Raw genomic sequence first — 20,340 nt, forward strand, 5'->3', positions numbered from 1 at the left:
GATCGAGCCGCCGCCGTCGCTGGCGTGCGCGACGGGCAGGATGCGCGCTGCGACCGCGGCACCCGCGCCGCCGGATGAGCCGCCGGAGGAATGCTCGAGATTCCAGGGATTGCGGGTCGGGCCGAACAGACGGGATTCCGTCGTCGGCATCAGCCCGAATTCCGGGCTTGCGCTCTTGCCGAAGATCGCAAGACCGGCATCGAGGAAGCGCTGCGCCAGCGTGCCGTTGTGGTCGGCGACGAAGTCCTTCAGCAGGCTGGCGCCCGACGTGGTGCGGGTGCCTTCGAGTAGATCGAGATCCTTCAGCAGGAACGGCACGCCGGTGAAGGGACCGTCGGGCAGCCCCGTGGCGATCTGACGCTCCGCGTAGTCGTAGTGCTTGACGACGACGGCGTTGATGTCAGGATCGACCGCGGCAGTGCGCGCGATCGCCTCGTCGAGCAGCTCCTTTGGCGTCACGTCCTTCTTGCGGACGAGCTCCGCAAGTCCGACCGCGTCATAGTTGCCGAATTCCTTGAAAGCCATGTGCATGCTCCGCATCGCCGGGCCGACCTTGCGGGATCGGCTACGGCGCAACTAGAGCACGATCCGGAAAAGTGTGAAGCGGATTTTCCGAAAAGATCGTGCTCAAACAACAAACCAAAGCACGATGACCTATCTCATCGCGCTTTAGGACGGCTGAAAGCTCAGCCGAGGACGTCCTGGTTGATCACGTTCTGGCGCAGCGGATTGCCGTCCAGCACGCTCAGGATATTGCGCGCGGTCTGCTCGCTCATGCGATCGACCGCCTCGACCGTCACGCCCGCAACATGCGGGGCCATGATCACGTTGGGCAGGGCGTGCAACGGCTGGCCGACGGGAGGCGGTTCGACCTCGAACACGTCGAGGCCGGCGCCGGCGAGCTTGCCCGACACCAGCGCGTCGTGCAGCGCCTTCTCATCGACGATGCCGCCACGCGCGGTGTTGATGAGATAGGCAGTCGGCTTCATCAGCCTGATCCGCGCCGCGTTGAACAGGCCGACCGTTTCGGGATTCTTCGGGCAGTGGATCGTGACGAAATCCGCCCGCGGCAGCGCCGCCTCCAAGCTCGGTACGGCCTCACAGCCGGACGCGGTGATCTCGCTGGCGGGCTTGTAGGGGTCGTACACCAGCACATTCATTTCCATCGCAAGGCAGCGCTTGGCGGTACGGGTGCCGATGCGGCCGAAGCCCACGATCAGGACGGTCTTGCCGTAGAGATCGAACGGCAGCACGCCGAGCCGGCTCGCCCAGGTGCCGTCCTTGACCATCGCGTGCATTTCCTGCGCGCGCTTGGCCAGCGTCAGCATCATGAACAGGGCTTGTTCTGCGACCGACGGCGAGTTCGCAGTGCCTGCGACCATCAGCGGCACCTTGCGGCGGGACAGTGCCGGCACGTCGACGGCGTCGTAACCGACGCCGATGCGGGTCACCACCAACATGCCCTTGGAAGCCTCAAGCTCTGCTTCGCCGAAGCGGGTCGCGCCGAGCGCGACGCCATGGACCGGCGCATGCTGCTCGAGCATGACCTGAAAATCCTTGGCCGAGATCAGGTTGGGAAATTCGATGAGTTCTACGTCGTCCCGCTCGTTGAGGAGCACCCGCGCCCCCGGAGACAGAGTCTGGGTGATGAAGATCTTCTTCTTGTTGTTGGCCATTTCCTGCCCTTGAGGTTTCTTGTGCGCCGTCAAAGGACAGCGCCGGTCACCTCGTTTAGCAAATGCATATTGTTGAGGTCCACTGCCAATCGGAGCGGGCTGCCATCCTGCGCGCCGGCATTGGGACTGACACGGCCGCAGACCTGGCTGCCCTCGAGCGTGAAATAGACCAGGGTCTCCATGCCCATCGGCTCGGTGACGTCGAGCATCGCATCGAACGGCTCGACACCGGGCTCGGCATGCGGCCGCGCCTCCATGACATGCTCGGGCCGGATGCCCAGCAGAAGCTTGTCGGTGCGGGAGAGTGCCTGGTAGCGGGCGGCGCGTGCCGGCGGCAGCGTGAAGGCGAGGCGATCGGTCAGCCGCACGTTGAGCTTGCCTGCGGCGTCCTCGAGCCGGCAGGGCACGAAATTCATCGCGGGCGAGCCGATGAAGCTCGCGACGAATTTGGTTGCCGGCTTGTGATAGAGCTCGTTGGGCGTACCGATCTGCTCGATCCTGCCGTGGTTCATCACCACCACGCGGTCGGCCAGTGTCATCGCCTCGACCTGATCGTGGGTGACGTAGACCGTCGTGGTGCGGACTTTCTGGTGCACCTTCTTGATCTCGATCCGCATCTGCACGCGCAGCTTGGCATCGAGGTTGGACAGCGGCTCGTCGAACAGGAACACCTTCGGATTGCGCACGATTGCGCGGCCCATCGCGACGCGCTGGCGCTGGCCGCCGGAGAGCTGCTTCGGCTTGCGGTCGATCAGGTCGGTGATGTCGAGCATGCGAGCGGCTTCCGTCACCCGGCTCTTGATCTCGGCCTTGGGATAGTGCTTCAGCCGCAGCCCGAACGACATGTTCTCGGCGACGGTCATGTGCGGATACAGCGCATAGTTCTGGAACACCATCGCGATGTCGCGATCTTTCGGCGGCACGTCGTTGACGACGTCGCCGCCGATCATGATGTCGCCGTCGGAAATGTCCTCGAGGCCGGCGATCATCCGCAGCGTCGTCGACTTGCCGCAGCCGCTCGGCCCGACCAGCACCACGAACTCATGGTCGGCGATATCGAGGTCGATGCCGCGCACCGCCTCGACCTCGTCGTAACGCTTCACCACCTTGCGCAAACTCACGTCGGCCATGAATCCTACCTTTGTCGCGTTCAACCTTTTGTCGCACCGGCGGTCAGGCCGGCAATGTAGTAGTCCATCAGGAAGGCGTAGATGATCAGTGGCGGCGCGGCGCCGAGCAGGGCGCCGGTCATGATCTGCCCCCAGTTGAAGACGTCACCCTTGATCAGGGTCGTGATGATGCCGACCGGCAGCACGAGCTGGTCGGTCGAGGTCGTGAACACCAGCGGATAGAGGAACTGGGCCCAAGAGACGGTGAAGGCGAAGATCGTCGCCGCGATCAGGCCGGGCAATGCGACCGGGATGAAGATCCGCGTCAGCGTCTGGAACCAGCTCGCGCCGTCGATGATCGCGGCCTCGTCGAGCTCCTTCGGGATCGAGGCAAAATAGCCGATCATGATCCAGGTGCAGAACGGCACCGTCAGCGTCGGATAGATGAACAGCAGCACGTACCAGCGATTGACGAGCTGGATGCCGGTCAGGTCGCCGAACACCGCGAACATCTTGAACAGCGGAATGAACAGCAGGCTGTCCGGAATGAGATAGGTGAGGAACACCCCGGTTGCGAGCGTCGCCGAGCCCCAGAACTTCATCCGCGCCAGTGCAAATGCCGCCGGCACGCTGATCAGCATCGTGACGGTGACAACGATGATCGAGACCCAGGCCGAATTCCAGAAGAAGCGCAGGAACTGGTTCGACGTCAGGAGCTGGACGTAGTTCTCGAGGGTGGGTTGGTGCACCCACCACGGATTGGTCGCCGCCGAAATCTCCGCGCTGCCCTTCAGCGACGTGATCAGCATGTAGAATGGCGGCGTCAACGAGAAAATCGCAAACAGCGTCAGGAAGAAATAGGACCAGCGCAGTGCCCAGGTCCGGTCGCGGCTCATGCTGCCGTATTTGACCTTGCGGGTCGGTCCGGACTTGTCGATCGTCATCGTGCTCATCAGGATTCGTTCCCGCGTTTGGTGATGTCGCGCAGGATGAAGATCGCCGCGACCGCGAGGATCGGCACCATGAACAGCGAGACGCTGGCGCCGAGTGGAATATCGCTGCCCTCGATGCCGACACGGAACGCCCATGTCGCGAAGATGTGGGTGTGGTCGAGCGGCCCGCCCGCCGTCAGGATGCGCACGATGTCGAAATTGGCGAAGGTGACGATCAGCGAGAACAGCGTGGTGATCGCGATGATGTTGCGCATCATCGGCAGGGTCACATACCAGATGCGCTGCCACCAATTGGCGCCGTCGATCGCGGCCGCCTCATAGAGCTGCTCGGGCACCGATTTCAACGCCGCCAGATACATGATCATGAAGAACGGCGCCCCGTACCAGACGTTGACCAGGATCACCGAGAAGCGCGCCCACATGGCGTCGCCGGTCCATGGGATCGGTCCGATGCCGAAGAACGAAAGCGTGTAGTTGAAGGCGCTGTACGAGGGGTCGAACAGCCACAGCCAGGCCAGCGTGCTCATGGCCGGCGGGATCACCCACGGCACGAGCAGCATGCCGCGCCATTTGCGTTGCTTGTTGGCGGGCACATTGTGCACGAAATGCGCGACGATGAAGCCGATCAGGGCTTTGAAGATCACCGCCGAGATCGCGAAAATGCAGGATTGCTTGACCACCAGCCAGAAGGTGTCGCGCTTGAACAGGAACTCGAAATTGCCGAAGCCGACGAACTTCGTCATCGCCTTGTTCAGCGTCGCGAGGTGCACCGAGTAGAGGGCCGGATAGATCACCAGCACAGCGATCAGAAGGATCAACGGCAGCGTCATCAGGAACGCGGACATCGACTTGCGCCGCAGCGCGTTGCGCAGGCCGACGCGCCGACGCGCCGCCTGGGCTGCAGCTGTGCGGTTGGATTGGAATGCGACATCAACCATAACGCAGGTCCCTCGCGCGGGTTGGTTGCACAGCTCGCCGGCTCGGCGTCCGCGATGTGAAGACGAGACCCCGCGCGGCGAGCTCGATCGGCGAGCCGTGCGGAGCTCGCTTGTCGTCAGCTTCGCATGAAGCCTTCGCACTCGCCCTCGGCCCAGGCGAGCGTCTTTTCCATGCTTTCACCCTGGTAGTAGCGCAGACACATCTTGGTCAGGGTGGCCTGGAAGTAGATCTGCTGAGCGACCTTGGGCGGCGCAGGCGAGGCGGCAATCGACAACGTCTGGTGCTTGTAGGGGTTTGGGTAGTGATAGAGCGTGCCCTTCGGCGGCCCTTGCTCCTCCCAGACCTTCAACGTCGTCAGCTTCTCGTAGGCCGGCAGGTCGTAGCCGCCGCTCGCGACCACCATCTTCTCGATCGATGCTGGTTGTGACAGGAAGGACAGCAGGCTCTTGGCCGCCTCCTTGTTCTTCGAGAACGACCAGATCGACCAGAAGAACGGCAAATAGGGTGCGAAGCGTCCCTTCGGCCCGGCCGGGAACCCATGGGTCCAGCATTGCTCGGCGATTTGCGGAGCATCACGCTTGGCGACCGCCCAAGCGCTCGGCGGATTCATGATCATGGCGCCCTTGCCGGCGACTAGCCACTTGTTGTTGGAGGCATCGTCCCATGCGGCAACATCGGGCGGCAGGAAGGCGAGCAGCTTCTTGTAGAACTCGAGCGACTGCCGCACGGCGTCGGTCTTGACGGTGAGGTCGCCCTTGGCGTCGACCAGTTGCGCACCGAACGACTGGAAGATCGCACCGGCAGTGTCGACACTGTCGCTGGTTTCGCCGAGGCCGATGCCGAACGGGAAGCCGGCCTTGTGGCAGGCTTCAGCCGCCTTCAGGAACGTATCGAGGGTCCAGTTGTCCGCTTTCGGCGGGCCTCCGGCCGGATACATCTCCTGCACGTCGATATTGGCATGTTTCTTCATCAGGTCGATGCGGGAGCAGGGCCCCTTGATCTGGCTACCGACGCTGGCGGGAACGCCGAGCCATTTGCCGTCGGCCTGGCCGAGATACTTCACCGTGCCGTTGACCTCGCCGTTCAGCTTGATGAGCGGGTCCATGATGTCATTGACGGGCTCGAGCAGTTCCGCATTGGCCTGTGGCCACCATGTCGGCATCTGGAAAATATCGTGACCGGATTTCGCCTGCGCTTCGGCGGCGATGGTGACGATGTTCTTGTTGCCCTGGCTGGTAATGTAGTCGATCTGGACCTCGACCTTTTCCTTGGCGGCCCACTCGTTGACGAGCTCGGTGGACGCACTGTTCGCGCCTGGCACCCAGTGATCCCAGAAGCCCATCGAGAGCTTTCCGGCTGCATATGCGCCACGAACGTAGGGGGCTGTAATCAAAGCGGCCGATGACAGCGCTGTCGCTGCAACGAATTCTCGGCGTGAAAGCTTCTTCCGTGACATGGCGATCCCTCCCTGGCAGCCGACGGACAAAGACTTTGCATCCCGTTGTTGTTTTGTGCGTCGCGTTCGCGCGACGTCGCGGGATTTCGTTGGCACCGATCAGAACAGAATTGCCGGCCGCTGTCGAGAAACGAGATGCTTATGCCACGTAGTACTAACGTTGTGGTCAAATCGCAGGCAGCGTTGTCAGCGTCAGCGTGATTGCAGGCGGTTTGCAGGCTTCGCGCGCTCATGCTGCGACGCACGCGATGTTTGGCGCGGACACCTTCGCAGACGGTGCGCGGTTGCGCCGCAGGTTTCCGGTCAACCCCGGCCGAGTTGTGTTCCGTCATGTTGATGCCCGGCCCGACCGATAGACTTGCGGAAGCCGGAAACGATAAAGTCCGGATTCGTCGAACCTCCCTGCCTCAAATTCTGCAATCCACCATCGATCATGGAGACCCGATCATGCTCATCCCGGTAGCGAAGCTGCGAGCGCAATGGAGATTGTGCGTCGCGGTTGGGGCCGCCACCATCACGCTGCTCGCAATGCCTCATCTGGTCGATGCGCAGATCGTGCAGGGTGTCGAAAAGGGCGCGCGCGAGGGCAACAAGGCTGCTGGACCGGTCGGCGGCGTCCTGGGCGGAGCGATCGGCGGCGTGGTCGGGGTGGTGACCGGCGTGACCGGGGTGTTCACCGGCAACAATGCCAACAACGCCAGCCCGAATGCCGGCAGCAGCAAGAACGCACAGACGCCGGCGCCCGGCGACAAGCAGGGCGCCAAGGCCACCAAATCGGCCAAGGCCGCCGCCAAGGACAAGGGCGCAAAGCAAGCCCCGGCCGTACTGACCCAGACGGGCGCGCCGGAGCTCACCGCCGAACAGATCGTCGCCAACAGCGATGCCAACATCGAGCGGATCAAGAAGGAACTCAATCTGACGCCGGAGCAGGAGAAGAATTGGGCCGGCTTCAATAGTGCGATGCACTATCTCGGCCACAACGGCGCCGACCGGCTCAACCTGCGCATCGCGCGGGCCCAACGCGATCCACCTGACGACATCATCGAGCAGATGCGCAACGAGGCCCAGTTCCTCAACGACCGCGCGGGCGATCAGCGCAACGTTGCCGACGCCGCCGAGCCGCTCTTTGCGAGCCTCGACGACAAACAGAAACAAATCTTCATCAACGAAATGGTCCGCCTCAGCCACGAACGCGGGCTCGACTAGAGCCATTTCCGTTGCGATCGTCGGCGAAGTGGGGACGAATAGCCGGGCCACCATGCCCTGGGGTAGGTTAAAGGCGCAGCACCCGGCTATTCTGCCGCAGCGGCGCGGCCCGGTTAATTCGTCATTCAATGTTGAAGAAAAACGGACCGGATCACGCCCGAGTGATGGCCGAGTCAGGGCCATGTCGGGAACCAGTTTCGCGAAATGAAAAATGTCCGATGCTGGCTCAGCTCTTCGGGAAGTTCAGCTCCACACCGACCCCATCGGGATCGTAGAGGAAGATCTGGGTGTCGCCGGTGCGCGGCACGATCTGCTCGCGGAAGGTGACGTTCTTTGCCTGCAGGCGCCTGCGCACGCCTTCGACGTCGGTGGCAGCGAAGGCGATATGGTCGAGGCGGCCGGTGTCCTCATATTTCTTCTCGGTGCCGCGCACGACGATGCCGTCGCGCGGCTTGCGGGTGCCCATTAAATGGACAGTGGCTTGGCCGCCGGAATAAAGCCAATAGCCGGGGAAATCGAGCGGCGGCCGATCGCCGTTCTCGAGCCCGAGCACGTCGCAATAGAACTCCTTGGTCTTTTCCAGATCCTGCGGCTCGATGGTGAAATGCTGTAGTCCGCCCAATGGCATGGTTCTTCTCCTTGAGAATTCAGATCAAACGAAGCTGAGGTCGGCATCGACGCCGAGCATCCAGGCGCCGACGGTCTCGAAATGACTGAAGCGGCCCTGCAATTGCTGGGTCACGGTGTGGATGTCGCGGAAGCGCCGTTCCAGCGGATGGCCGTCGAAGATCGCGGTGGCGCCGGCCGTGTTGTAGGCGAAGTCGACGGCTTCCCGCGCCTTGTGGATGGCGTGCGTCGCAGCCATCCGGATCGTCATGCGCTGCGCGACCGTGATGCTGTGGCCTGCGACCAGATCCTTCCAGATGTCGGCCATCGACTGCAGCAGGAAGGCGCGGGCGGCACGCAGATTGACCTCGGCCTGGGCAAGGCCGGATTGCACCACCGCATTGTCGCGCAGCGTTTTGGTCATGCCACGCGGCACCTTGTTGCGGGCGACGTCGACGAAATTGTCCAGCGCGCTGCGGGCAATGCCGCAGGCGACCCCAGCGAATCCGATCTGATAGCAGGTGTGGTTACTCATCCGGTACAGCGGACCACTCTCACGGCACTCACGGTCGAATTCGCGGGTGATCGAGTGGTCCGCGCGGACGAAGAAGTCGTTCAGTGCGAACTGGTCGCTGGCGGTGCCGCGCAGCCCGACCGTGTTCCAGATGTCGGTCCACTCGACGTCCTCGGTTCGCACCAGCATGGTGCGCTCGACTTGCTCGCCGTTGGTGTCGCGGCGGGGCGAGCCATCGACGGCATAGATCGGGCAGTGCGCGCCGAGCCAAGTGGCGTGCCGCCCGCCCGAGGCAAACGACCAGACGCCGGTCACGCGGTAGCCGCCCTCGCATTCGATCGCCTTGACCTTGGGGCCGGGGCCCCAGGCCAGCACGGCACGCGGGTCGGCAAACACCTCCTGCGCGACCGGCAGGTCGAGATAAGCCGCCGACATCGCACAGCCGCCGGCCTGGCTGAGGCACCACGCCGTCGAGGCATCGGCTTTGGCGATCGTCTCGATGGCATGGAAGAAGGTGACGGGATCGGTCTCGATCCCGTCCGTCGAACGCGGCAGCAGCAGGCGGAACAGCCGCGCCTCGTGCAGCCGGTCGAGCAGACCGGGCGGCAGGCGTCGCGTCGTCTCGATATCGTTGGAGGCGGCAGCCACCGCGTCCCTGATCGCCTCGGCGCGGGCGATGACTTCGCGATCGCCTGCAAGATCGGCTGAAGTGACGCTCATATCCGCCTCCCTCAAGCGCGCCGGATGGTTGCGGAGGCCGCGACGTCAGCCGCCGCGTTGAGCTCCCTGTCGATCTGTTCGATCGACTTGCCGCGGGTCTCGATCCCGAACAAGAAATAGACGGCACCCGCCATCAGGAACCAGCAGCCGAGATAGACGAAGGCGGTCGGGATCTGGGTCAGCGGCACATCCGGCTTGAGGTAGTTGTTCGAGCCCACGATCAGGGCAAGCCCGACCGGCCCGATGATCTTGCCGATGCCGCCAAAGCCATAGGCCGACCCCATGCCCGTGGTGCGCAGATGCGACGGCCAGACCTCCGCGGCATAGGGCCCGACGATTGCAAAGCCGCCGTCGGCGAAGAAGAAGGCGGCCCCAAGCAGCAGCCAGAATGCCGACATGCCGAACAGTGTCGCGTCGTAGTGATAGCCGGCGACGATGGTCAGTGCGCCGGCGCCGAAGCCGAGCAGGCCGCCGGCGACACGTCGTCCCAGCAGCTCCGAGAACCACGAGAACGAGATCCGGCCGAGGAAGCCGGTGATGCTGAGCAGGATCATCATCTTGGCGGCCTCCTGCGGCGTGACCTTCAGGAGCAGCACGAACAGCGCCGGCGCCCACAGCGTGATGCCGTAGACGCCGGTCTGCGCGCCGGCATTGCCGAGCCAGGAGACGATCAGGCTGCGCGGGTATTTGAACAGATCGAACCAGCTGGTCTTGACGATCGGGCCGGCGTCGGCCGCGCTCGGCAAGGGCAGTTCGGACGGCGGCACCTGCAAGGCCCAGGCGAGCGACTTGCGGGCTTCGTCATAGCGTCCTTGGCGGCACAGCCAGCGCGGCGATTCCGGAACCCAGAGCCTCACTAGCAGCACCAGAACCGACGGCAGCACGCCGATCGCGAACAGCAGCCGCCACTGATCGGTGCCCATGATCGCTCCCAGCACTGCGCCGAGGCCGACGCCGAGCGGGATCACGCAGGTGACGAGCCCGCCGACCCAACCGCGCTTGTGCGAGGGCATGAACTCCTGCACCAGCGGCAGGTCGACACAATAAAGCCCGCCGACGCCGGTGCCGACGAAGAAACGCAGGATCGCCAGATAGACCCAGCCATTGTCGGGGGTGAAATAGAGCAGACCGGTCGCGATCGAGAAATTCAGCACCGTGCCGATGAAGACGATGCGGCGCCCGACCCGGTCGGCGAGCCAACCCCAGAGATAGGCGCCGAGGATGGCGCCGATGCCGGAGCTCATCAGCACGGTGGCTGACTGGCCGAAGGTGAGCTTCCATGGCCCGATCAGGAACGCGAGCACAAAGCCGATCAGGAAGTAGTCGAAGAATTCCAGCGCATCGCCGATGATGGCCGCCGCAAGGATCTTGATCTGGTTGCCGGTCAGAGTCGTCCGGCGATCGAGAATCTCGAACATGGCGCGTCTCCCCATGGCGCCTGTTCATTATGTTCGGAGGGTGCGTCGCGCCAGCGCATCGCTCATGGGGTGAGGCTATCCTCGCGCCGCCGCGAACGGCAAGCCCGCGCCGACGCGGGGCTCATCTGCACGGACGCGATAAGCAATTCGGCCTACTGCTGCGCACAAATGGTGGTGCGAAAGCCCGGCGTGAGCCGTGGGAGCCGTTGACTCCTGCAATGCCGATCGCCCACGTTTGCCCCGAACAAAGCTGGGGAGCAGGCTGAGTGGACGAAAAGCGCAGGCATCCGCGAACTGAGGTCAATGAACCCGGCTATGTCTCGTCGGGCGGTTCGGTCATGCACTGCACGATTGTGAACATATCATCGGAAGGGGCGGCCATCGAGGTCGAGAATCCGGCCTTCGTCCCGCATCGTTTCCGCCTGATGATGGCCCGCGACGCCTCAGTGGTCTACGAGTGTCGGGTGATCTGGAGCAAGAAGACGCGGATTGGACTAAGCTTCGTGACGACCGCCTGAGCAATCGATGGGGACGCCCATGATCGACCGTGGGGTGCCCGGGTTTTGTTTCTGCAACAGCAGGTGACACGCCGATGACTCCGGAACCTGCAACGATCTGCCTCGGCTGCTGGCAAAACCTGCACATGCCGATCCCGCTGCGCGGCCCCTTGTCGGCGCCGTTCCGCCTGTTCGGTGTCAGGCCAAGCCGCATGAACCCGAACGTGTGCACGATCTGCGAGATGGCCTTCTCGAAGATCATGAAAGCGCGCGCTGTGACCATCGACGCCACCATCCTGTTCGCCGATCTGCGCGGCTACACCGCACTGACGCAGACCATCGGGCAGGACGGGCTGACCTCGCTGCTCGATGCGTTCTACGACGACTGCGCCGCCGCGATCTGGCGCTATGACGGCATTCTCAACAAGACGATCGGCGATGCCGTGTTCGCGATCTTCAATTTTCCGGTGCGGCGCGACGACCATGCCGCGCAGGCCTTGCTGGCGGCGCGCGACATCCAGCGGCGCTTTCAGGACAGGCACGACGCGCTGGTGCGGGCGATCGGCGCCGGCGACATCGAACTCGGCATCGGAATCGGAATGGATAGCGGTGATACCAATTTCGGTGAGTTCGGTCAGGCCCATCGCGACCTGACCGCGGTCGGCACCGTGGTCAATCGCGCGGCGCGCGCCCAGGCGATCGCAAAGTCGGGCGAGATCCTGGTCACATCAACCGTGCGGGATCGAACCGACGACATGGTCACGGCAGCCGGTTCCGACTACAAGCTGAAGGGTTTCGACCAGCCCGTCACACTGTTTCCCGCGTGAATTGACGCGGCGCAAAAATGACGGCTCCAGCGCGGAACACCGCGCCGAAGCCGTCTGGGATGGTCGTTTGCCGATTACGAACGCCGCCTCAACGCCGGGCCGGCAGCTTCGTTCCCGCCGGCATGCAGAAATCCCTCGGACCGGCTCAGCGCCACATCCCGCGCATTCGGGCGCCGATGTCGATCGGCGGCGCGCGGCTGGCGGAGGCGGCCTGTGCGGCCGCGGCGCGCGGCCACGTGGTCCGCTCGAACATCGGCAGCAACCGTTCCGGGATGAAGCGGGTGCGCGAGGCGTACATGTGGCGGTCGCCCTTGGCGGCCTGGCCGTGCACGAAAAAGCGCTGCGGCACCAGCAGATGCAGATCGTCCTTGGCGCGGGTCATGGCGACATAGAGCAGGCGGCGCTCCTCCTCGAGTTCCGCCGACGTGCCGGCGCCGAGATCGGAGGGCATGCAGCCGTCGACGACGTTGAGCACGTAAACCGATTTCCATTCCTGGCCCTTGGCGGAATGGATCGTCGACAGGATCAGGTAATCCTCGTCGAGCAGCGGCACGCCGGCCTGGTCGCTGGTGGCATCAGGCGGATCGAGCGTGAGTTCGGTGAGGAAGCGTTCGCGTGACGGATAGCCGGCATCGATCTGCTCCAGCTGAATGAGGTCGGCGCGGCGGACCTCGCTGTCCTCATGGATGCGATCGAGATGCGGCTCGTACCATAGCCGCGCGCGCTCAATGTCGACCGGCCATTCCGAGTAGCGGAGGTTCTCGATGGCCTCGACGAACAGCCGCCAATCGGCGCCGGCGCGCGGAGGGGCGGGCAGCGCGGCGAGCGCGGCAATCGGATCGGCGGCCTCGGTCATGTGGTCGAGCACGCGCTGCGCCGAGGCCGGCCCGACACCGGGCAACAGATGCAGGATGCGAAAGCCTGCGACTCGATCGCGCGGATTGGCGGTGAAGCGCAACAGTGCCAGCATGTCCTTGACATGCGCGGCGTCGAGGAATTTGAGGCCGCCGAATTTCACGAAAGGAATATTGCGGCGGGTCAGCTCGACCTCGAGCGGTCCGCTGTGCGAGGAGGTGCGGAACAGCACCGCCTGGTGCTTCAACAGCGCGCCTTCCTCGCGGTTGGCCAGCACCTGCTCGACGATGTAGCGGGCTTGATCGGCCTCGTCGCGAATCGTGACCAACAGCGGCTTGCGGGTCGAGGTCCGGTCGGTCCACAGGTTCTTGGTGAAGCGTTCCTTGGCCAGCGAGATCACGCCATTGGCGGCCGCCAGGATCGGCTGCGTCGAGCGGTAGTTGCGGTCGAGTGTGACGATCTCGGCGGGTGGGCTGAATTGGCTCGGAAAGTCGAGGATGTTGCGCACGGTGGCGGCGCGGAACGAATAGATCGACTGCGCATCGTCGCCGACCACGGTGAGCCCGCGCCCCGCCGGCTTGAGCGCCAGCAGGATGGAGGACTGCAGGCGGTTGGTGTCCTGATATTCATCGACCATCACATGGTCGAAGCGGCCGCCGATCTCTTCGGCCAGCGCAGGGTCTGTCACCATCTGCGCCCAGTAGAGCAGGAGGTCGTCGTAATCGAGCACGTTCTGCCGCTGCTTGGCTTCGACATAGGCCGCGAACAGTTGCTTCAACTCACCGGCCCAGCCGGAGCACCAAGGGAAGAACTGGCCGAGCACGGCCTCGATCGGCATCTCCGCGTTGACGCAACGCGAATAGATCGCAAGGCAAGTGCCTTTGGTGGGGAACCGACTTTCGGTGCGCGAGAAACCGAGCTCGTGGCGGACCAGGTTCATCAGATCGGCGGAATCCTCCCGATCATGGATCGTGAAGGCCGGATCGAGCGCGATACGCTCGGCGAATTCGCGGAGCAGCCGCGCGCCGATGCCGTGGAAGGTGCCGGCCCAGTTCAGCGCATCGGTCATGACGGAGGCGCGGTCACCGAGCACGCGGCGCGCGATGCGCTCGACGCGGCCGGCCATTTCCGCCGCGGCGCGCCGCGAAAAAGTCATCAACAGGATGCGGCGCGGATCTGCGCCGGCGACGATCAAATGCGCGACGCGATGGGCGAGGGTGTTGGTCTTGCCGGAGCCTGCGCCCGCGATCACCAGCAGCGGCGCGCCGACAATGCAGTCTTGGCCGACGCCGTGCTCGACGGCGCGGCGCTGCTCGGAATTGAGCGCATCGAGATAGGCTGTGTTGGCAAGATCAGGCACGAATCACCCCCAGGAAACGCTAACAGACATTGCGATTCAGGGGAGCCGACACGCCCTGGCGCGAGCCGAGAAATTAGATTGACATTGGCGCGGCGCGGAGCACAACCGCGCCATGGGTGACGTATCAAAATCCGACACGCCGCTGAAGGCGACATTCAAGGTGCGGCTCAACGGCGAGACCGTGACGCTGGCGACCGTTGGCCAGGCCTATCGCTTCATCAGCAATCTCAGCGCCGTCGAATGGATGGAGTTCCGCGCACTGCATGACGACGCGGTTGCTGCGCTGGAGCTGGCGGCTGGTAACGCCATGCTGACGGTGCAGGCAACCAACGCGTTGCGGGTGCTGTTCGTCAGGGCAAAACTGCTCTGAAAAAGAAGTGGGCCACCTTGGCTCTCCGAGGCGGCCCGAGAGTGCGGCCGAGCGCATTGCGCAGCAGCCGTCGCGTGTACCGCCGTTACCTTGTTTGCGGCCATAACGAACAGGCCGTACGAAACCGCCGCCGATTCGGCTGTAGCTGCTGCACCACAATCACGTGCCGACGTCGTCGACGAGCCGGTCATATACGAGGGCGGAGCGCATGTTCATCGTTGCGATCTTCAGATAGCCGGGTTCGCGCATGGCGTTGTTGAACATCATGATCGCCGTCTTCCAGTAGCCGCGCTCGCGTTGATCCACATTCAGCGCGGACAAATAGTCCGCCGCATCGCCGACGGTTGCGAGCGTTCGGCCATCCTTCAGCGTGATCGGGAACGCAAGCGGCGATCGCTTCTCCAGCTCCAGCACGTAAGGCTCCCCCAGGACCAAGCAGCAATAAGACAAAGCGGCAATGAGCAATAACAGGAACAGAACCAGCTGCGCCGCTATATCAAAGCCTTAATGGGTTGTCCGGCCCGGTCGGGTACGGGGTCAGAAAGAATCCGCCAGCGCGATCTCGGCCTTCAGGGCATCGATGCGCCGCTCGGCTTCCACGGACGTCAGGTCACCCGCGAATTGGTTCGGCTGATAGGCCTCCTCGGCGAGGCTCCTCAACCGCAACGCCTGCGCACGGGTCATCAGTCCGCCAAAGCGTTCCGTAACCCCGCCAAATCTCACCGCTGCCATGCCCATCGCTCACCTCACTTGCTGGATCGTGACTTGACAATATGTTCTATTTTTGTTCTAACAAGCCATGGACAACAAGATCAATGAAATTCGTCGGAAGATCAGCACCTTGCGGGCCGAGATGACGCTGGTCGAGGCATCGATCCGGGACCAGGTCAACCGCGACCTCGATTGCAGCGAAGCGTCGTACCGGCTGATGGCGATGCGCGCCGAAGTGGCCGAGCTGATCGGTCGCTGGAAAGCCGCCGGCGGCGGCGACCATCTTCCGACGGTTCGGGAGCGGCTGAGCCGAAGCTACGGGGATCGCCCCGTTGCGGCCATCAAGCCGGACAAGGCCAGGCCCAGGCCGGGCCACAGCAGCGCCAGAGCGTAATGCGGCCCGTTGGCCGAAAGGCGGGCTAGCAGATCGCCTCGGGCTCAAATCAGGTTTCAGGGCGGGAACCCGAGCCGCAGGATCTGCATTTTCTTGTGGTGAGAGCCAACACCATAGCATCGCCCAGCGCCATGATCGCCGATCCGACCGCGCCACCGCGGGTATCGATGAATGACGATCGCAGCCCGTTGCTGACGCTGATCTCCTGCATCAGCTGCGTCAGGACGATGCGGCTTGAGAGCAGCTCTCCGGGCAGCGAGGGCAGGGACATCCTTCAATACCGCTGCGAACAATGCAGCCGCATCGAACGGGTACAATTGGTGCGGCGGACCTGGCCGGCGGACCGTTAGCCCCTCGATTTGAATTTGCGAAAGCGCTCTCGCTTTCTGTGCGTTTCATCTGCTGGGGAATCGATCTCGCTCGACACGCGTTCAGATCGTTGCCCGGTCAGCTTCGACAGTTCGCGGCTGAGGTCGTGAATGTGGTACGGCTTGCGCAGGACCGGAAAGTCGGACCGCACGTCGCGTGCACTCTCGCTGTAGCCCGTCGTCAGCAAGATCGGCAGCGCTGGCTTCCTGTCCCGGATCGCGCGCGCCAACTTCAGCCCATCCATCTTGCCGGGCATGACGATGTCGCTGAACACCACATCGATCCCGTTGGCGTCGATTTCCGATAAGGCAACTTCTGCGTTGGACGCCCAGCGCACCGTGTAGCCGAGCTGTTCGAGCAGGCCCGTGCTGGCATCTGCGACGGCGGGGTTGTCCTCGATCAGCAGGACGGTTGCGGAGCCGCGCGCGCTGTGACTTTCGGTCGTACCCGTTGCGTCCGCCGCCCCGCGTGGGAGGTAGATGCTGACCTTCGTGCCCTTGCCGAGCGTGCTGGCAATTTCGATCCGGCCGTCGGCCTGGTGCGCAAAGCCGTGGACCTGGGACAGTCCGAGGCCGGTCCCTTTGCCAACGGGTTTGGTGGTGAAAAACGGGTCGAAGACCTTGCTCAGCACATCCTGCGGGATGCCTTCGCCGGTATCGGCTACGTCGACGGCGACCTCGGTGGTTGCGGGTACGTTTCGGGCCGAGACAGTCAGCGTACCGCCATTGGCCATCGCGTCCCGGGCATTGACGACGAGGTTGATCAGCGCGGTCTCAAACTCGTTCGGGTCGACGAAGACCGGCCAGAGGTCCGGCTGGATATCGATGTCCAGCCTGATCGCGCCGCCGAGCGCGCTGGTCAGGACCTCACGCAGCGCGCTGATCCTGTCGGCGACATCGACGGTCTGCGGGTTGAGGCTCTGGCGGCGCGCGAAGGTGAGCAGTTGACTGGTCAGGGACGCTGCGCGCTCGGATGCGGTTTCGATCGCGCTCAGAGCGAGCCGGCCGCGCTCGCTCGTCACCTCGCGCCTGATCCGGTGCAGATTGCCGGAAATGATCATCAGGAGATTGTTGAAGTCGTGCGCGACGCCGCCGGTCAATTGGCCGAGCGCATCCATCTTCTGCGATTCCGCCAGCTGTCGCTGCACCTGTTCGAGCTTCTGCTGCGCCTCGCGCCGCTCGGAAATGTCCCGCGTGATCTTGGCAAAACCGACCAGGTTGCCGTCGCTGTCGCGGATCGGATCGATCACGACGCTAGCCCAGAAAAACGAGCCATCCTTGCGGACCCGCCAGCCTTCCTCCACATAGTGCCCTGTTTCTTCCGCGATCTTGAGCGCGCGGGCCGGCTTTCCGGCGGCCTGGTCGGCCGGCGTATAGAACCGCGCGAAGCTCTGGCCGATGATTTCGCCGGGTGAATAGCCCTTGATGCGCTCGCCGCCGGCGTTCCAGTTGGCGACGATGCCGGCGGGCGTCAGCATGTACAACGCATAGTCGGTGACATTGCTGACGAGCAAGCGGAACTGGCTTTCGCTGGCTTCGAGATCCGCGCTCGCCTGCCGACGCTCGGTGATGTCACGGGTGACCATCGCGTAGCCGGCCAGCTTGCGCTTCTCGTAGATCGGGTCGATGACGACAGAGGCGTAGAATTGCGATCCGTCTTTGCGGACGCACCAGCCCTCGGCCGCGGCGTGCTTTTCCTTCCGCGCCAGCTGCAGTGCCTTCGCGGGAATGTTCGATGCGCGATCCTCTTCGGGGTAGAAGACCGAGAAGTGCTTGCCGAGAATTGCCTTGGCCGGATAGCCGGTGATGCGCTCGGCACCCTTGTTCCAGTGGATCACGCGTCCGTCGGGCGCGAGCGTGCAGATGGCGTAATCGACCACCCCTCCGGCCAACAGCCGGAACCTGCGCTCGCTTTCGAAAATGCTCCGCTTAAGCTGGTCTGACTTCTTAACCATCACCTATCCTGCCAACCGTTTGGAACGTTCTGGCGAGGCCCAATGTTCCAATGCAATCAGATGTGCCGATGACGACAAGCAATACGAACGGCTTATGCCACCGAACAAAAAGTTCCAATTGCGGATTGGAACTTTTGGTTCCATTCACGATTAAGGTACTCGATTTGTGTCGCAAATTGCGGTTTTGGCGTTTTCCAGCTTGAATCAATCAATCGCAGTTATTCTTATGGTCACACTGGCTTTTCCGAGTCCCTGGATTCGTGGCCAGCGCGTAGGGGAAATTCCATGACCGATCTCGGTTCGCCGCCTCGTCCCCGTGCTGATACCCGCCGCGCCCAATCATCGAACGGAAGCCTCGATTCCTCGCACGATCTGCTGCAATCTTTGCAGGCGATGCGCGGTGGCGAGTTCTCGGTCCGGATGCGCGGCGACTATCTCGGGATCGACGGCAAGATCGCGGATGCCTTCAATGAAATCGCAGCCGCCAACGAGCGCATGGCGCAGCAATTGGCGCGCGTCGGACAGGTGGTCGGCCGCGAGGGACAGACCCGTCAGCGTGTCAATTTCGGCCTCGCCAGCGGCGCATGGGCCGACATGGAGAGTTCGGTCAACACCCTGATCGACGATCTGCTGTGGCCGACCCGCGAAGTCACCCGCGCGGTGGCGGCGGTGGCACAGGGCGACCTGCTGCAAACCGTGCAGCTCGACGTCGAGGGCAGGCCGTTGCGCGGCGAATTCCTGCAGTCGGCGAACATCGTCAACACGATGATCAAGCAGCTTTCGGTGTTCACCTCCGAGGTCACGCGCGTTGCCCGCGAAGTCGGCACCGAGGGCAAGCTCGGCGGCCAGGCCCAGGTGCCGGAAGTGACCGGCGTCTGGAAGGACCTGACCGAGAGCGTCAACTCGATGGCCAACAATTTGACCGGCCAGGTCCGCAACATCGCCGAGGTGACGATCGCGGTCGCCAACGGCGACTTGTCCAAGAAGATCACGGTCGACGTCCGCGGCGAGATACTGCAGCTGAAGGAGGCCATCAACACGATGGTCGATCAGCTGCGTTCGTTTGCGTCGGAAGTGACGCGCGTGGCCCGCGAGGTCGGCACCGACGGCAAGCTCGGCGGCCAGGCGATCGTGCCCGGCGTCGCCGGCACCTGGAAGGATCTGACCGACTCGGTGAACGCGATGTGCGGCAACCTGACCGCGCAGGTCCGCAACATCGCCAACGTGACCACGGCCGTGGCGCGCGGCGACCTGTCGCGCAAGATCACCGTCGACGTCAGCGGCGAAATCCTCGAGCTGAAGGACACCATCAACACGATGGTGGACCAGCTCAACTCGTTTGCGTCGGAAGTGACGCGCGTGGCGCGTGAGGTCGGCACCGAAGGCAAGCTCGGCGGCCAGGCCCAGGTGCCCGGCGTCGCCGGCACCTGGAAGGATTTGACCGACAACGTCAACTTCATGGCGTCGAACCTGACCGCGCAGGTTCGCAACATCGCCGACGTCGCGACCGCGATCGCCGGCGGCGACCTGTCGAAGAAGATCACGGTGAACGTGTCGGGCGAAATCCTTCAGCTGAAGGAAACGCTCAACACCATGGTGGACCAGCTCAACGCCTTCGCTTCGGAAGTGACGCGCGTAGCGCGCGAGGTTGGCACCGAAGGCAAGCTCGGCGGCCAGGCCAACGTGCTCGGCGTTGCCGGCACCTGGAAGGACCTCACCGACAACGTCAACTTCATGGCCTCGAACTTGACCGCGCAGGTCCGCAACATCGCGGGCGTCACCACCGCGGTCGCCAATGGCGACCTGTCGAAGAAGATCACGGTGGACGTACGCGGCGAGATCCTCGAGCTGAAGGACACCATAAACACGATGGTGGACCAGCTCAACGCCTTCGCCGGCGAAGTGACACGCGTGGCGCGCGAAGTCGGCACCGAAGGCAAGCTCGGCGGCCAGGCCGAAGTGCGCGGCGTGGCCGGCACCTGGAAGGATCTGACCGACAGCGTCAACTCGATGGCCTCGAACCTGACGGCCCAGGTCCGCAACATCGCCGAGGTCGCGACTGCGGTCGCGAAGGGCGACCTGTCGAAGAAGATCACGGTGAACGTGTCGGGCGAAATCCTTCAGCTGAAGGAAACGCTCAACACGATGGTGGACCAGCTCAACGCGTTCGCCGGCGAAGTGACGCGCGTGGCGCGCGAGGTCGGCACCGACGGCAAGCTCGGCGGCCAGGCCGAAGTGCCCGGCGTCGCCGGCACCTGGAAAGATTTGACCGACAGTGTCAACTCGATGGCCGGCAACCTCACGGCACAGGTCCGCAACATCGCCGAGGTCGCGACCGCGATCGCCGGCGGCGACCTGTCGCGCAAGATCACGGTCGACGTCCGCGGCGAGATCCTTCAGCTGAAG

The 20,340-nt window shown here is 63.6% G+C and carries 20 protein-coding genes; 6 read left to right on the forward strand and 14 right to left on the reverse strand.

Going from position 1 to position 20,340, the window contains the following annotated elements; all coding sequences use genetic code 11:
- The 6 genes from H8A92_RS32150 to H8A92_RS32175 form a co-directional block, all read right to left on the reverse strand.
- Positions 1-525 (reverse strand): amidase family protein (locus H8A92_RS32150; RefSeq protein ID WP_229199432.1); only part of this gene is annotated, 525 nt, incomplete at its 3' end.
- Between the two features lie 161 nt (positions 526-686).
- Complete coding sequence (locus H8A92_RS32155) at positions 687-1,676, reverse strand: hydroxyacid dehydrogenase (protein ID WP_229199433.1); 990 nt, start codon at positions 1,674-1,676, stop codon at positions 687-689.
- Between the two features lie 29 nt (positions 1,677-1,705).
- Positions 1,706-2,806 carry an ABC transporter ATP-binding protein gene (locus H8A92_RS32160; RefSeq protein WP_229199434.1) on the reverse strand — a complete coding sequence of 367 codons (1,101 nt, stop codon included), beginning with the start codon at positions 2,804-2,806 and terminating at the stop codon, positions 1,706-1,708.
- A 20-nt stretch (positions 2,807-2,826) separates the two neighbouring features.
- Positions 2,827-3,738, reverse strand: a complete 912-nt coding sequence (locus tag H8A92_RS32165; RefSeq protein ID WP_229186541.1) for a carbohydrate ABC transporter permease — start codon at positions 3,736-3,738, stop codon at positions 2,827-2,829.
- The gene (locus H8A92_RS32170; protein ID WP_229199435.1) at positions 3,738-4,676 is read right to left on the reverse strand and encodes a carbohydrate ABC transporter permease; all 939 of its coding nucleotides are present in this window, start codon (positions 4,674-4,676) and stop codon (positions 3,738-3,740) included. The genes H8A92_RS32165 and H8A92_RS32170 overlap by 1 nt, the downstream gene beginning before the upstream one ends.
- 116 nt (positions 4,677-4,792) lie before the next feature.
- A complete protein-coding gene (locus H8A92_RS32175; protein WP_229199436.1) occupies positions 4,793-6,133 on the reverse strand; it encodes an ABC transporter substrate-binding protein in 1,341 nt (446 codons plus the stop codon).
- A 447-nt stretch (positions 6,134-6,580) separates the two neighbouring features.
- On the opposite strand from H8A92_RS32175, the gene H8A92_RS32180 reads away from it, so the two are divergent.
- Positions 6,581-7,339 (forward strand): Spy/CpxP family protein refolding chaperone, encoded by a 759-nt coding sequence (locus H8A92_RS32180; RefSeq protein WP_420831396.1) that lies wholly within the window; start codon positions 6,581-6,583, stop codon positions 7,337-7,339.
- Positions 7,340-7,565: 226 nt separating this feature from the next.
- On the opposite strand, the gene H8A92_RS32185 is transcribed toward H8A92_RS32180, so the two are convergent.
- The 3 genes from H8A92_RS32185 to H8A92_RS32195 are packed head-to-tail and all read right to left on the reverse strand — an operon-like array spanning position 7,566 to position 10,597.
- Positions 7,566-7,967 (reverse strand): VOC family protein, encoded by a 402-nt coding sequence (locus H8A92_RS32185; RefSeq protein ID WP_229199437.1) that lies wholly within the window; start codon positions 7,965-7,967, stop codon positions 7,566-7,568.
- A 24-nt stretch (positions 7,968-7,991) separates the two neighbouring features.
- Positions 7,992-9,179 (reverse strand): acyl-CoA dehydrogenase family protein, encoded by a 1,188-nt coding sequence (locus H8A92_RS32190; RefSeq protein WP_229199438.1) that lies wholly within the window; start codon positions 9,177-9,179, stop codon positions 7,992-7,994.
- 11 nt (positions 9,180-9,190) lie between these two features.
- On the reverse strand, positions 9,191-10,597 hold the full coding sequence (locus tag H8A92_RS32195) for an MFS transporter (protein ID WP_229199439.1): 1,407 nt from the start codon (positions 10,595-10,597) through the stop codon (positions 9,191-9,193).
- 266 nt (positions 10,598-10,863) lie between these two features.
- Here H8A92_RS32195 and H8A92_RS32200 point away from each other — a divergent pair, with 266 nt between their 5' ends.
- Together H8A92_RS32200 and H8A92_RS32205 are read left to right on the forward strand one after the other, a co-directional pair.
- Positions 10,864-11,115 (forward strand): PilZ domain-containing protein, encoded by a 252-nt coding sequence (locus H8A92_RS32200; RefSeq protein ID WP_229199440.1) that lies wholly within the window; start codon positions 10,864-10,866, stop codon positions 11,113-11,115.
- Positions 11,116-11,189: 74 nt separating this feature from the next.
- Positions 11,190-11,921 carry an adenylate/guanylate cyclase domain-containing protein gene (locus H8A92_RS32205; protein ID WP_229199441.1) on the forward strand — a complete coding sequence of 244 codons (732 nt, stop codon included), beginning with the start codon at positions 11,190-11,192 and terminating at the stop codon, positions 11,919-11,921.
- Between the two features lie 145 nt (positions 11,922-12,066).
- Here H8A92_RS32205 and H8A92_RS32210 read toward each other — a convergent pair whose 3' ends face one another.
- Complete coding sequence (locus tag H8A92_RS32210) at positions 12,067-14,136, reverse strand: ATP-dependent helicase (RefSeq protein WP_229199442.1); 2,070 nt, start codon at positions 14,134-14,136, stop codon at positions 12,067-12,069.
- Between the two features lie 112 nt (positions 14,137-14,248).
- Here H8A92_RS32210 and H8A92_RS32215 point away from each other — a divergent pair, with 112 nt between their 5' ends.
- Positions 14,249-14,506 (forward strand): hypothetical protein, encoded by a 258-nt coding sequence (locus H8A92_RS32215; protein WP_163153843.1) that lies wholly within the window; start codon positions 14,249-14,251, stop codon positions 14,504-14,506.
- A 159-nt stretch (positions 14,507-14,665) separates the two neighbouring features.
- Here the strand turns inward: H8A92_RS32215 and H8A92_RS32220 are convergent, their stop codons facing one another.
- Together H8A92_RS32220 and H8A92_RS32225 are read right to left on the reverse strand one after the other, a co-directional pair.
- Positions 14,666-14,920 (reverse strand): hypothetical protein, encoded by a 255-nt coding sequence (locus H8A92_RS32220; protein ID WP_163153841.1) that lies wholly within the window; start codon positions 14,918-14,920, stop codon positions 14,666-14,668.
- Positions 14,921-15,043: 123 nt separating this feature from the next.
- On the reverse strand, positions 15,044-15,244 hold the full coding sequence (locus H8A92_RS32225; protein WP_229199443.1) for a DUF3072 domain-containing protein: 201 nt from the start codon (positions 15,242-15,244) through the stop codon (positions 15,044-15,046).
- A gap of 61 nt (positions 15,245-15,305) precedes the next feature.
- Between H8A92_RS32225 and H8A92_RS32230 the strand changes: the two genes are divergently transcribed.
- Entirely contained in the window at positions 15,306-15,611 is a 306-nt protein-coding gene (locus H8A92_RS32230) for a hypothetical protein (protein ID WP_338026673.1), read from the forward strand.
- 49 nt (positions 15,612-15,660) lie between these two features.
- Here H8A92_RS32230 and H8A92_RS32235 read toward each other — a convergent pair whose 3' ends face one another.
- Together H8A92_RS32235 and H8A92_RS32240 are read right to left on the reverse strand one after the other, a co-directional pair.
- The gene (locus H8A92_RS32235) at positions 15,661-15,882 is read right to left on the reverse strand and encodes a hypothetical protein (protein ID WP_229199444.1); all 222 of its coding nucleotides are present in this window, start codon (positions 15,880-15,882) and stop codon (positions 15,661-15,663) included.
- A 75-nt stretch (positions 15,883-15,957) separates the two neighbouring features.
- Positions 15,958-17,934 (reverse strand): hybrid sensor histidine kinase/response regulator, encoded by a 1,977-nt coding sequence (locus tag H8A92_RS32240; protein WP_229199445.1) that lies wholly within the window; start codon positions 17,932-17,934, stop codon positions 15,958-15,960.
- Between the two features lie 285 nt (positions 17,935-18,219).
- On the opposite strand from H8A92_RS32240, the gene H8A92_RS32245 reads away from it, so the two are divergent.
- Positions 18,220-20,340, forward strand: a 2,121-nt coding sequence (locus H8A92_RS32245; protein WP_420831398.1) for a HAMP domain-containing protein, incomplete at its 3' end; no start/stop codon positions are given.

The organism is Bradyrhizobium acaciae (genome assembly GCF_020889785.1).
GTDB classification, from domain to species: Bacteria; Pseudomonadota; Alphaproteobacteria; order Rhizobiales; family Xanthobacteraceae; genus Bradyrhizobium; species Bradyrhizobium acaciae.

Bases quoted from the DNA above. Each gene is read 5' to 3' on its own strand.
- H8A92_RS32155 (WP_229199433.1), bottom strand. From the start codon at position 1,676: ATGGCCAACAACAAGAAGAAGATCTTCATCACCCAGACTCTGTCTCCG.
- H8A92_RS32160 (WP_229199434.1), bottom strand. From the start codon at position 2,806: ATGGCCGACGTGAGTTTGCGCAAGGTGGTGAAGCGTTACGACGAGGTC.
- H8A92_RS32165 (WP_229186541.1), bottom strand. From the start codon at position 3,738: ATGAGCACGATGACGATCGACAAGTCCGGACCGACCCGCAAGGTCAAA.
- H8A92_RS32170 (WP_229199435.1), bottom strand. From the start codon at position 4,676: ATGGTTGATGTCGCATTCCAATCCAACCGCACAGCTGCAGCCCAGGCG.
- H8A92_RS32175 (WP_229199436.1), bottom strand. From the start codon at position 6,133: ATGTCACGGAAGAAGCTTTCACGCCGAGAATTCGTTGCAGCGACAGCG.
- H8A92_RS32180 (WP_420831396.1), top strand. From the start codon at position 6,581: ATGCTCATCCCGGTAGCGAAGCTGCGAGCGCAATGGAGATTGTGCGTC.
- H8A92_RS32185 (WP_229199437.1), bottom strand. From the start codon at position 7,967: ATGCCATTGGGCGGACTACAGCATTTCACCATCGAGCCGCAGGATCTG.
- H8A92_RS32190 (WP_229199438.1), bottom strand. From the start codon at position 9,179: ATGAGCGTCACTTCAGCCGATCTTGCAGGCGATCGCGAAGTCATCGCC.
- H8A92_RS32195 (WP_229199439.1), bottom strand. From the start codon at position 10,597: ATGTTCGAGATTCTCGATCGCCGGACGACTCTGACCGGCAACCAGATC.
- H8A92_RS32205 (WP_229199441.1), top strand. From the start codon at position 11,190: ATGACTCCGGAACCTGCAACGATCTGCCTCGGCTGCTGGCAAAACCTG.
- H8A92_RS32215 (WP_163153843.1), top strand. From the start codon at position 14,249: ATGGGTGACGTATCAAAATCCGACACGCCGCTGAAGGCGACATTCAAG.
- H8A92_RS32225 (WP_229199443.1), bottom strand. From the start codon at position 15,244: ATGGGCATGGCAGCGGTGAGATTTGGCGGGGTTACGGAACGCTTTGGC.
- H8A92_RS32230 (WP_338026673.1), top strand. From the start codon at position 15,306: ATGGACAACAAGATCAATGAAATTCGTCGGAAGATCAGCACCTTGCGG.
- H8A92_RS32235 (WP_229199444.1), bottom strand. From the start codon at position 15,882: ATGTCCCTGCCCTCGCTGCCCGGAGAGCTGCTCTCAAGCCGCATCGTC.
- H8A92_RS32240 (WP_229199445.1), bottom strand. From the start codon at position 17,934: ATGGTTAAGAAGTCAGACCAGCTTAAGCGGAGCATTTTCGAAAGCGAG.